At 72.4% G+C, this 11,584-nt stretch carries 11 protein-coding genes; all 11 read left to right on the forward strand.

Annotated elements, in window-relative coordinates:
* The first annotated feature begins 23 nt into the window (after positions 1-23).
* The 11 genes from rpmI to ACFXPX_RS35205 all read left to right on the forward strand — a co-directional run bounded on the left by rpmI (position 24) and on the right by ACFXPX_RS35205 (position 11,536).
* On the forward strand, positions 24-218 hold the full coding sequence (gene rpmI / locus ACFXPX_RS35155; RefSeq protein WP_030055648.1) for a 50S ribosomal protein L35: 195 nt from the start codon (positions 24-26) through the stop codon (positions 216-218).
* 109 nt (positions 219-327) lie between these two features.
* On the forward strand, positions 328-723 hold the full coding sequence (rplT, locus tag ACFXPX_RS35160) for a 50S ribosomal protein L20 (protein ID WP_030055649.1): 396 nt from the start codon (positions 328-330) through the stop codon (positions 721-723).
* 125 nt (positions 724-848) lie between these two features.
* The gene (locus tag ACFXPX_RS35165; RefSeq protein ID WP_380644498.1) at positions 849-1,715 is read left to right on the forward strand and encodes a TrmH family RNA methyltransferase; all 867 of its coding nucleotides are present in this window, start codon (positions 849-851) and stop codon (positions 1,713-1,715) included.
* Positions 1,716-1,830: 115 nt separating this feature from the next.
* The gene (locus ACFXPX_RS35170; RefSeq protein ID WP_375890888.1) at positions 1,831-2,934 is read left to right on the forward strand and encodes an ATP-binding protein; all 1,104 of its coding nucleotides are present in this window, start codon (positions 1,831-1,833) and stop codon (positions 2,932-2,934) included.
* Between the two features lie 223 nt (positions 2,935-3,157).
* Entirely contained in the window at positions 3,158-4,279 is a 1,122-nt protein-coding gene (pheS, locus tag ACFXPX_RS35175) for a phenylalanine--tRNA ligase subunit alpha (protein ID WP_375890889.1), read from the forward strand.
* A complete protein-coding gene (gene pheT / locus ACFXPX_RS35180; protein WP_380644499.1) occupies positions 4,279-6,780 on the forward strand; it encodes a phenylalanine--tRNA ligase subunit beta in 2,502 nt (833 codons plus the stop codon). The genes pheS and pheT overlap by 1 nt, the downstream gene beginning before the upstream one ends.
* A gap of 110 nt (positions 6,781-6,890) precedes the next feature.
* Positions 6,891-7,328 carry a GntR family transcriptional regulator gene (locus tag ACFXPX_RS35185; RefSeq protein WP_375890893.1) on the forward strand — a complete coding sequence of 146 codons (438 nt, stop codon included), beginning with the start codon at positions 6,891-6,893 and terminating at the stop codon, positions 7,326-7,328.
* A complete protein-coding gene (locus ACFXPX_RS35190; RefSeq protein ID WP_375890895.1) occupies positions 7,325-8,251 on the forward strand; it encodes an ATP-binding cassette domain-containing protein in 927 nt (308 codons plus the stop codon). The genes ACFXPX_RS35185 and ACFXPX_RS35190 overlap by 4 nt, the downstream gene beginning before the upstream one ends.
* Positions 8,248-9,213, forward strand: coding sequence for a hypothetical protein (locus tag ACFXPX_RS35195; RefSeq protein WP_375890897.1), 966 nt, complete (start codon positions 8,248-8,250; stop codon positions 9,211-9,213). Before ACFXPX_RS35190 ends, ACFXPX_RS35195 begins: the two co-directional genes overlap by 4 nt.
* A gap of 119 nt (positions 9,214-9,332) precedes the next feature.
* On the forward strand, positions 9,333-10,175 hold the full coding sequence (locus ACFXPX_RS35200) for a chitosanase (RefSeq protein WP_380592482.1): 843 nt from the start codon (positions 9,333-9,335) through the stop codon (positions 10,173-10,175).
* A gap of 275 nt (positions 10,176-10,450) precedes the next feature.
* Complete coding sequence (locus ACFXPX_RS35205; RefSeq protein ID WP_380644500.1) at positions 10,451-11,536, forward strand: sugar ABC transporter substrate-binding protein; 1,086 nt, start codon at positions 10,451-10,453, stop codon at positions 11,534-11,536.
* The last annotated feature ends 48 nt before the right edge of the window (positions 11,537-11,584 follow it).

An 11,584-nucleotide genomic window follows, 5' to 3' on the forward strand; every position in this document is an offset into this window, starting at 1 on the left:
GACTGACGAGGAGATACGGCGAAATGCCGAAGCAGAAGACGCACAGTGGCGCCAGCAAGCGCTTCAAGATCAGTGGCTCTGGCAAGGTGCTGCGCGAGCGCGCCGGCCGCCGCCACCTCCTGGAGCACAAGCCCTCGACGCTGACCCGCAAGCTGGCCGGGACCGTCGAGCTGGCCCCCGCTGACGCCAAGAAGATCAAGAAGCTTCTCGGCAAGTGATCGCCCTCCCGCCCGGTGCGAGCCGTGTGCGGGGCAGCTGATCCTTCCCGACCCATTCGAATGACGGACCACGTGAAGTAGTCCGTGGTCCAACCCAAGGAGTAATCAAGTGGCACGCGTCAAGCGGGCAGTCAACGCCCACAAGAAGCGCCGGGTCATCCTGGAGCGCGCCAGCGGCTACCGTGGCCAGCGCTCGCGCCTGTACCGCAAGGCCAAGGAGCAGGTCACCCACTCGCTGGTCTACAACTTCAACGACCGCAAGAAGCGCAAGGGCGACTTCCGTCAGCTGTGGATCCAGCGCATCAACGCTGCGGCCCGTGCCAACGGCATCACCTACAACCGCTTCGTGCAGGGCCTCAAGGCCGCCAGCGTCGAGATCGACCGCAAGATGCTGGCCGACCTGGCCGTCAACGACCCGGGTGCGTTCGCCTCCCTGGTCGAGGTCGCCCAGAAGGCGCTGCCGGCCGACGTGAACGCCCCGAAGGCTGCCGCCGACGCCGCCTGATCTTCCGAGATCGGTTGAGCTCTGACCGGACCCGCAGGCTCTCCTGCGGGTCCGGTTCTGCGTTCCCCCCACCTCCAGCCTCCGTCAGCCTCCGTCAGCCGACGGCGCCCCCAGAGAACGAGACCATGTCGACCACCGAGACCCCCCTGCTCACCTCCCTGCGCTCGCCGCGCGTCGTCGCCGCCCGCCGGCTCACCAAGCGGAACCAGCGCACCAAGGAGCGCCGCTTCCTGGCCGAGGGCCCGCAGGCCGTCCGGGAGGCCGTCGGGTTCGGCCGGCTGCCGGGGACGGACGAGCACGCCGTGGTCGAGGTGTACGTGGGCCTGGAGGCCGCCGAGCGGCACGCGGACATCGTCGAGGCGGCCCTGGCCGAGGGGGTGCCGGTGCTGACCGCCACCGACGAGGTGATCGCCGACATCTGCGACACGGTGACCCCGCAGGGGATCGTGGCGCTCTGCCGCTTCATCGACACCCCGTTCGCCGAGGTCCTGGCGGCCCGGCCGAAGCTGGTGGCGATCCTCGCCCACGTGCGCGACCCCGGGAACGCCGGGACGGTGCTGCGCACCGCCGACGCGGCCGGCGCGGACGCCGTGGTGCTCACCGACGCCTCGGTGGACCTGTACAACCCCAAGGCCGTCCGGGCCTCCGTCGGCAGCCTGTTCCACCTGCCGGTGGCGGTCGGCGTGCCGGTCGAGGAGGCGGTCGGGCAGCTGCGCGCGGCCGGGATCCGGGTGCTCGCCGCGGACGGCGCGGGGGAGCGCGACCTGGACCGGGAGCTGGACGAGGGCACGCTGGGCGCGCCCGGCGCGTGGGTGTTCGGCAACGAGGCGTGGGGGCTCCCGGAGGAGACCCGCGCGCTCACCGACGAGGTCGTGCGCGTCCCGATCCACGGGCACGCCGAGAGCCTCAACCTGGCCACCGCCGCGGCCGTCTGCCTGTACGCCTCGGCCCGGGCCCAGCGGTCGCCCGGCGGCTGCCGCTCGAACGGCTGATCTGCCCCGGGCGCGCGGCGTTCTCACGTTGCAAGCCCTACTACGGGGGCCTGGGAGGCGCTAGGGTCTGCCTCGGTGGGGGGAACGGCACGGTGGGTAATCGGGGAGGCAACCCATGGTCGGCAGCGGACCCGAGCTCGACCCGGACGACCTGCCGGACGGCCTGGTGGTCGCCGACGCGCTGGGCCGGGTGGTTCGCTTCAACCGGGCCGCGGCCCGGCTCACCGGCGTGCTCCCGGACGCCGCGCTGGGCAGCGCGCTGGAGGACGTCCTGCCGCTGGAGGACCTGGACGGCCGCCGCTGGTGGCAGCTGACCGACCCGTACGGCGGCCTGGCGATCCGTACCCGCCAGCCCGAGCGCAACCTGCTGCTGCCCGGCGGCCGCGAGGTGCTGGTCTCCGCCCGGTACGTCCGGGCGGTGCCCCAGGGGCCGCTGGAGCGCCTGGTGATCGCCCTGCGCGGGACCGAGGCCCGGCGCCGCACCGAGCGCAGCCACGCCGAGCTGATCGCCACCGTCGCGCACGAGCTGCGCTCCCCGCTGACCAGCGTCAAGGGCTTCACGGCGACGCTGCTGGCCAAGTGGGAACGGTTCACCGACGGGCAGAAGCGGCTGATGCTGGAGACGGTGGACGCCGACGCGGACCGGGTCACCCGGCTGATCGCCGAGCTGCTGGACATCTCCCGGATCGACGCCGGGCGGCTGGAGCTGCGCAAGCAGGTCGTCGACCTGGCGGCCGCGGTGCGCCGGCACGTCGAGCGCAAGGTCGCCACCGGGATCCCCGAGGAGCGCTTCGACATCCGGATCAGCGAGCCGCTGACCGTGCTGTGGGCGGACCCGGACAAGGTCGACCAGGTGCTGGGGAACCTGCTGGAAAACGCGGTGCGGCACGGCGAGGGAACTGTCACCATCGAGGTGGCACCGGCCAAGGAGGTCGTCGAGGCGCCCGTCTGGGAGCGCTCCGGCACCCCTCCCCGCATCGTGGAAGGCACCGCGGTCACCGTGAGCGACGAAGGAAGCGGCATCCCCGAGGAGTCGATGCCGCGCGTCTTCACCCGCTTCTGGCGGGGCTCCAAGCGCGGTGGCACCGGCCTGGGGCTCTACATCGTCAAGGGCGTCGTGGAGGCCCACGGCGGCTCGATCCGGGTCGACCGCGCCCCCGGCGGCGGGGCCAGGTTCCGATTTATCCTGCCCGCCGGCATCCCCGACTTCATGCTCTGAGCAGCCCCTGAGGTCGGCCCCGGGCGGGCTTGACGGCAGTCGCGCTACGCGCTGCGACTACACTCGACCTTTGGCGTTGCGCAACGCCCTGTGCGGCTGTGCCGTGGACACCACTCCCCGTGAGCACGGAGAACGGCTGCCCGCGCCCCGGCCCCGCCGGGCGTGACGCGAAGGCGAGCCCACACACCTGAGCACGGACGAGCAGGAGCACGGGAAGATAGAGATGTCGGCACCCAACAAGTCGTACGACCCGGTCGAGGTCGAGGCCCTCAAGCCCGAGGTGGTGGAGCAGGCGCGCGACGAGGCGATCGCCGCCTTCGCCGCCGCCGGCTCCCTGGACGAGCTGAAGCAGGCGAAGGTCGCCCACACCGGCGACCGTTCCGCGCTCTCGCTCGCCAACCGCGAGATCGGCGCCCTCCCGCCGCACGCCAAGGCCGCCGCAGGCAAGCTGATCGGCCAGGCCCGCGGCGCCGTCAACCAGGCGCTGGCCAAGCGGCAGGCGGAGCTGGAGGCGGAGCGGGACGCCCGCGTGCTGGTCGAGGAGGCGGTGGACGTCACGCTGCCGTACGACCGCGCACCGCGCGGCGCCCGGCACCCGCTGACCACGCTGGCCGAGCGCATCGAGGACACCTTCGTCGCGATGGGCTACCAGGTGGCCGAGGGCCCCGAGGTCGAGGCCGAGTGGCTGAACTTCGACGCCCTCAACCTGGGCCCGGACCACCCGGCCCGCTCGATGCAGGACACCTTCTTCGTGCAGGCCCCGGACGGCTCCGCCGACTCCGGCGTGGTGCTGCGCACCCAGACCTCCCCGGTCCAGGCCCGCACCCTGCTCGACCGCGAGCCCCCGGTCTACGTGGTCTGCCCCGGCCGGGTCTACCGGACGGACGAGCTGGACGCCACCCACACCCCGGTGTTCCGGCAGGTCGAGGGCCTCGCCGTCGACGAGGGCATCACCTTCGCCGACCTCAAGGGCACCATCGAGGTGCTGGTCGAGAAGCTGATCGGAGGCGGCCTGGAACTGCGCTGGCGCCCCTCGTACTTCCCGTTCACCGAGCCGAGCGCCGAGATCGACCTGCAGTGCTTCGTGTGCCGCGGCGAGAGCGTCGGCAACCCGGACCGCCCGTGCCGCACCTGCTCCTCCGAGGGCTGGATCGAGCTCGGCGGCTGCGGCGTGGTCAACCCGCGGGTGCTGGTCGCCTGCGGCGTGGACCCGAACCGCTACAGCGGGTTCGCCTTCGGCCTGGGCCTGGAGCGGATCCTGATGAATCGTCACAACGTCGCCGACATGCGCGACATGGTCGAGGGTGACGTGCGCTTCACCCTCCCGTTCGGGATGGAGATCTGATGCGCGTCCCGCTTTCCTGGCTGCGCGAGTACGTCGACCTTCCGGCCGGCGAGACCGGCCGTGACGTGGCCGAGCGCCTGGTCCGGGCCGGCCTGGAGGTCGAGACCGTCGAGCAGATCGGCGCCGACCTCAAGGGCCCGCTGGTGGTCGGCGAGGTGCTCTCCATCGAGGAGCTGTCCGGCTTCAAGAAGCCGATCCGGCACTGCTTCGTCAACGTCGGCGACGCCAACGGCACCGGTGAGCCGCAGGAGATCGTCTGCGGCGCGACCAACTTCGCCGTCGGCGACAAGGTCGTCGTCGTGCTCCCCGGCGCCGTGCTGCCCGGCCCGTTCCCGATCGCTGCCCGCAAGACCTACGGCCAGACCTCGGCCGGCATGATCTGCTCCGCCCGCGAGCTGGGCATGGGCGACGACCACAACGGCATCATCGTGCTCCCGCCGGAGTACGAGCCCGGCACGGACGCCATCGAGCTGCTCCAGCTGGTCGACGACGTGCTGGACATCGCCGTCACCCCGGACCGCGGCTACTGCCTGTCGATGCGCGGCGTGGCCCGGGAGGCCGCCGCCGCGTACGGGCTGCCGCTGGCCGACCCGGCGCTGCTCGACGTGCCGCCGGCCAACTCCTTCGGCTACCTGGTCAAGGTCAACGACCCGGCCGGCTGCGACCGCTTCGTGGCCCGCACGGTCGTCGGCGTCGACCCGACCGCCAAGTCCCCGATCTGGCTGCAGCGCCGCCTCCAGAAGGCGGGCATCCGCCCGATCTCGCTGACCGTCGACATCACCAACTACGTGATGCTGGAGGTCGGCCAGCCGCTGCACGCCTACGACAAGCAGCGCGTGACCGGCCCGATCACGGTCCGCCGGGCGGCCGAGGGCGAGCTCCTCACCACCCTCGACGGGGTCGAGCGCAAGCTCGCCGCCGAGGACCTGCTGATCTGCGACACCAGCGGCCCGATCGGCCTGGCCGGGGTCATGGGCGGCGCCTCCACCGAGATCCTCGACCCGGCCGCCGGCCCGGGCACCACCGAGGTGATCATCGAGGCCGCGCACTTCGACCCGGTCTCCATCGCCCGCACCGCCAAGCGGCACAAGCTGCCCTCCGAGGCGTCCAAGCGCTTCGAGCGCGGCGTCGACCCGGAGGCCACCCGCGCCGCCGCGCAGCGCGCCGTCGACCTGCTGGTGCTGATCGCCGGCGGCACCGCGGAGGCCGGGGTCACCGACATCGCGGCCCCGCACCCGCTGCGCACCATCACCATCGCCGCCGACCTGCCGGACCGGGTCGCCGGGACGGTGTACGGCCGCGAGAGCGTCACCCGGCGGCTGCAGGAGATCGGCTGCTCGGTCGCGGGTGCCGACGTCCTGGAGGTCACCCCGCCGACCTGGCGGCCCGACCTCACCGACCCGTACGACCTCGCCGAGGAGGTCATCCGGCTGGAGGGGTACGACAACGTTCCCGCCCGGATGCCGAACGTCCCGCCGGGCAAGGGCCTGACCGAGGCCCAGCGGGTGCACCGCCGGATCGGCGTGGCGCTGGCCGGGGCCGGCTACGTGGAGGTCAACAACTACCCGTTCCTCGGCGAGGCCGCCTTCGAGGCGCTCGGCCTGGAGCCGGAGGACCGCCGCCGCCGTACGGTCAAGCTGGTCAACCCGCTCAACGACGAGGAACCGTCGCTGCGCACCACGATGCTGCCGGGCCTGCTCGGCACGCTGCGCCGCAACATCGGCCGGGGCAACACCGACCTGGCGGTCTTCGAGACCGGCACGGTGTTCCTGCCCAAGGACGAGCTCTCGGTGGCCCCGCGCCCGGCCGTCGACCGCCGGCCGAGCGACGCCGAGCTGGCCGAGCTGGACGCCGCGCTGCCGGACCAGCCGCGCCGGGTCGCCGTCGCCCTCGCGGGCGAGCGGCTGCCGTCCGGCTGGTGGGGCAAGGGCGACCAGGCCTCCTGGGCGGACGCCGTCGAGGCGGCCCGTACGGTGGCCCGCGCGGCCGGCGTCGAGCTGACCGTCCGCCAGGGCCAGTTGGCGCCCTGGCACCCGGGCCGCTGCGCCGAGCTGGTCGTGGCCGGCACCGACCGGGTGGTCGGTCACGCGGGTGAGCTGCACCCGCGCGTGGTCAAGTCGCTGGGCCTGCCGGCCCGTACGGCGGCGATGGAGCTCGACATCGACCTGCTGACGGCCGACGGCCCGGCGAAGGTCGACGGCCCGGCGGTCTCCGGCTTCCCGGTGGCCACCCAGGACGTCGCGCTGATCGTCGACACCGTCGTCCCGGCCGCCGAGGTCGAGGCCGCGCTGCGTTCGGGTGCGGGCGAACTGCTGGAGGCCATCCGGCTGTTCGACGTGTTCACCGGCGAACAGGTCGGCGAGGGCAAGAAGTCGCTGGCCTACGCGCTGCGCTTCCGCGCGGCCGACCGCACCCTGACCGCCGACGAGGCCACCGCCGCCCGCGAGGCGGCCGTCGCCGAGGCCGTCACCCGCACCGGCGCGGTGCTGCGCGGCGCCTGATCCGCCGTCAGGGCCTGACAGGGCCCCGTCCGGACCGCTTCGGTCCGGACGGGGCCCTTTGCGTTTCCTTGGGTTGACGGCCTGTCATCCGATCGTTTATCTCTTTACCTATGGAACTAGATAAAGGCGCTGACCAGCCCTCTCCGATCGAGTTCCGCCTGGACCCGGCCTCCGGCGTCCCGACCTACCTGCAACTCGTGCAGCAGGTCGAACAGGCGCTGCGGATGGGCTGGTTGGCGGAGGGGGACCAGCTGCCCCGGGTGCGTGAGGTGGTCGCCGGGCTGGCGATCAACCCCAACACCGTGCTCAAGGCCTACCGGGAGCTGGAGCACCGCGGCCTGGCGGTCGGACGGCGCGGCCAGGGCACCTTCGTGCGCGGGCTGCCCGCCGGAGTGGTGCCGCTGCGCGAACGGGCCGCGCTGCGGCGGGGGCTGCTGGACTGGATGCGCTCGGCGCGGACCGCCGGGCTGGACGAAGGGGGGATGGTCGCGGTGTTCGAGGACGCGCTGCGCGACCTGCGCGAGGGCCGGGACGGGGTGGTGGCGTGACGGCCGCGGACACCGTGATCGACTGCGGCGGGATCGGCAAGCGCTACCGCCGCTCCTGGGCGCTGCGGGACTGCCACCTGGCCGTCCCGGCCGGGCACGTGGTCGCGCTGGTCGGCCCGAACGGCGCCGGCAAGACGACCCTGCTCAGCCTGGCCGCCGGGCTGACCCTGCCGAGCGAGGGCGCGATGACCGTCCTCGGCGACCAACTCCCCGGCTCGCCAAGGGCCTTGGACCGGATCGGCTTCGTCGCCCAGAACGCCGCGCTCTACCCCGGCCTGCCCGTGCGCGATCTGCTCGCGATGGGCCGCCACCTCAACCGGCGCTGGGACGACGCCCGGGCGCGCACCCACCTGGACGGCCTCGGCATCCCGATGGACCGCAAGTACGGCCGGCTCTCCGGCGGCCAGCAGGCCCAGGTCTCGCTCGCCCTGGCCCTCGCCAAACGGCCAGAACTGCTGCTCCTGGACGAGCCGTTGGCCGCGCTCGACCCGCTCGCCCGGCACGACTTCATGGCCGTGCTGCTGACCGCGGTGGCCGAGGACGGCCTCTCGGTGCTGTTCTCCTCGCACGCCGTCAACGAGCTGGAGCAGAGCTGCGACTACCTGGTGGTGCTGACCGGCGGCCGGGTCCAGGTGTCCGGGGAGGTGGACGACCTGGTCGGCGGCCACCGGATGCTCACCGGCCCCACCGCCGAGGCCGACGCGGTCGCCGAACGGCTGCCGGTGGTCCGCGACCGCCGGGCCGGCGCCCAGTCCCACCTGCTGGTGCGCACCGGCGGCCCGGACGCGCCGGTCTCCGCCGGCTGGCGCCAACAGCGCATCGGCCTGGAGGAGTTGGTGCTCGCCTACCTGCGCGAGCCGACCGCCTCCGCGCTGCCCGGCCCGCGCGGGGCCGTCCGTACGAACCAGAAGGTACCGTCATGAGCGCCACCACCCTCGCCCCGCCCCGCTCCGCCGTGCTGCGGGCCGCCGGGCTGCGCCACCGGCCCGCGTTGCTGACCCTGCTCGCGGTGATGGGCGTGGTCTCCGTCGCCCTGTTGCTGCACGGCTGGTACCTGCACGACGGCCTGGACCGCACCGGCGCGGGCTCCTGCGATCCGACCACCGCCGCCTGCGCGGCCACGTTCAAGCGGTTCCTGCACCAGTACGCCGACACCATGCCGATGCTCGGCAACGTGTCCTACGTCCTGGGCGGCATGTTCGGTGCCTTCCTCGGCGGCCCGCTGCTGGCGCGGGAGTTCGAGCACGGCACGGTGCGCTTCGCCTGGACCCAGGGGGCCGGGCGGACCCGCTGGACGGCGGGCGGCCTGGTGCTGGGCGGCGCGGTGCTGGCCGTGGTGGCGGCGCTGTTCGGGCTGGTGCTGCGCTGGTGGAACGCACCGCTGGAGCTGCTGGGCGGACAGTTCCACCCGGACCTCTTCGTGCAGGCGTCGCCGGTGCTGGTCGGGCGGGTGCTGGTGGCCTTCGGGGTCGCGGCGCTGGCCGGCGCGGTGCTGCGCCGCACCGTGCTCGCGGTGGGCCTGGGTCTGGCGGCCTCGGTCGCCCTGCCGTTCCTCGCCGTGGCCGTGCGCTCGCACTACATGGCCCCGTTGGACGAGCCGGTGCGCGCCATGACGTCCCTCGCGGTGGACGACCGCTGGGTGCTGAGCGTCTGGTACTCGGACCCGGCCGGGAACCGGCTCTCCGAGGCGGACTTCTACAACCTCGGCGGCGACTACGCCCACCTCCAGTCCCTGGTGCACGACGGCGGGTACACCATGCACGAGGTGTACCAACCGGCCGACCGGTTCTGGCCGTTCCAGTGGATCGAGTTCGGCTGGACGACCCTGCTCGCGGTGGCGCTGTGCGCGGCGGCGGTCTGGTGGGTGCGGCGGCGGGCGGTCTGACCTGCGCCGTCCTTGATTGTTTGAAGTGTTTTCGTCAAAACCCTTGCGGCGGCGGCGGTTCCGGGCGTTTCCTTCTCGTTAGGAAGCTTTCCTAACCGATCGAGGAACCGGAGCGTCCCATGCGTCCTCAGCCCCGTCGCGCCCTCCACATAGCCCTCGCCGCCGCCCTGGTGGCCGCGCCCCTCACCGTCGCGGCCGCCTCGGCCGCCCAGGCCGCCCCCGCGGCCGCGGCCTCCGTCCAGCTCAAGGGCGTCGGCCTCGACGACCCGCACAAGAAGGACATCGCGATGCAGCTGGTGTCCAGTGCGGAGAACTCCTCGCTGGACTGGAAGGCCCAGTACAAGTACATCGAGGACATCGGTGACGGCCGCGGCTACACCGCCGGCATCATCGGCTTCTGTTCCGGCACCGGCGACATGCTGGACCTGGTCCAGCACTACACCGACCTCAAGCCCGGCAACGTCCTCGCCAAGTACCTGCCCGCGCTGAAGAAGGTCAACGGCAGCGCCTCGCACTCCGGCCTCGGCGACGCCTTCGTCAAGGACTGGGCCGCCGCCGCCAAGGACCAGACCTTCCAGCAGGCCCAGAACGACGAGCGCGACCGGGTGTACTTCAACCCCGCCGTCAACCAGGCCAAGGCCGACGGCCTGCGCGCGCTCGGCCAGTTCGCCTACTACGACGCCATCGTGATGCACGGCCCCGGCAACAGCTCCGACAGCTTCGGGGGCATCCGCGCGGCCGCGATGAAGAAGGCGAGGACGCCCGCCCAGGGCGGCGACGAGGCCACCTACCTCAAGGCCTTCCTGGACGCCCGCAAGGTGGTCATGAAGAAGGAGGCCGCGCACTCCGACACCAGCCGGGTCGACACCGAGCAGTCGGTGTTCCTCAACGCCAAGAACTTCGACCTCAACCCGCCGCTCAAGTGGAAGGTCTACGGCGACAGCTACAGCATCAACAGCTGACGCCCGGGCCGACGCCGTGGCGGGAACCCGTTTCCCCGGGTTTCCGCCACCTCGGCGTTTCGATCACCCCCGTTCTGATCACCCCCGTTTTGATCCCCCCCCCCGCGAAAAGCCCAAGGGACTGTGAAAGTCCTGTTCATCCCGTAACGAATCGAGCAGGGGCATAACGAACGATCCCTCCCGCATTGACGCATTCGCCCGGTGGCGCTTGACTCCGTCCCCTGCCGCAGGGTTGCGGCGCAGTACAGGAGGCACCACCGATCATGATCAGACCCATGCGTCTCGCGGCCGCGGGCACGGCCACCGTGTCGCTCGCACTCGCCCTGACGGCCTGCGGCCAGACGGTGGCGGGACAGGCGCCGGCGGCGGGCGGGAGCGGGGGTGGCGGCGAGGGCATCGGGCTGCTGCTGCCGGAGAGCGCGTCCTCCACCCGGTACGACGCGTTCGACAAGCCCCTGATCGAGCAGACGGTGACGGGCCTCTGCACCAAGTGCACGGTGAGCTACGCCAACGCGGGAGGCGACGCGACCGTCCAGAAGAAGCAGTTCGACGACCTGCTCGCCAAGGGCGTGAAGGTCATCCTGCTCGACCCGGTCGACGCCAAGCTCACCGGACCGTGGGTGGACGCCGCCAACGCCAAGGGCGTGAAGGTCGTCGCCTACGACCGGCTGGCCCAGGGCAAGGTCGCCGCGTACGTCTCCTTCGACAACCAGCAGACCGGCCAGCTCCAGGGCCAGTCCCTGCTCGACGCGCTCGGCCCGAAGGCCTCCTCGGCCAACGTCGTGATGATCGACGGCGCCGAGTCCGACCCCAACGCCGCGCAGTTCAAGGCGGGCGCGCACCTCGCGCTGGACGGCCGGGTCAAGATCGCCTACGAGCAGTCCGGCGAGTGGAAGCCGGACGTGGCCACCGCGAAGACGAACGAGGCCATCCAGAGCCTCGGGAAGAACGGCATCCAGGCCGTCTACGCCGCGAACGACGGCATGGCCGCCGCCGTCATCGAGGCCCTGAAGGCCGCGGGCCTCAAGAACGTGCCGGTCGGCGGCCAGGACGCCTCCCTCGACGCCGTCCGCCGGGTGCTCACCGGCGAGCAGGCGTACACCATCTACAAGCCGTACAAGCCCGAGACGGACGCGGCGGGCAGCATCGCCGTCCAGCTGGCCGAGGGCATGGACATCAGCACCACCGCCGCCACGCTCACCGACAGCGGCGGGTTGAAGATCCCCTCGCTGCTGCTCACCCCGATCGTGGTGACCAAGGCGAAGGTGGAGGCGACGGTCGTCGACGGCGGGCTCTACAAGGCGTCCGACATCTGCACCCCGCAGTACGCCCAGGCCTGCGCGGAGGCCGGGGTCAAGTAGCGCGGGCCGCGGGGCGGCCGGAAAAGGGGCGGGCCCGTACCGGAGACC

This window comes from Kitasatospora sp. NPDC059146 (genome assembly GCF_042786665.1).
In the GTDB taxonomy this organism is placed as follows: domain Bacteria; phylum Actinomycetota; class Actinomycetes; order Streptomycetales; family Streptomycetaceae; genus Kitasatospora.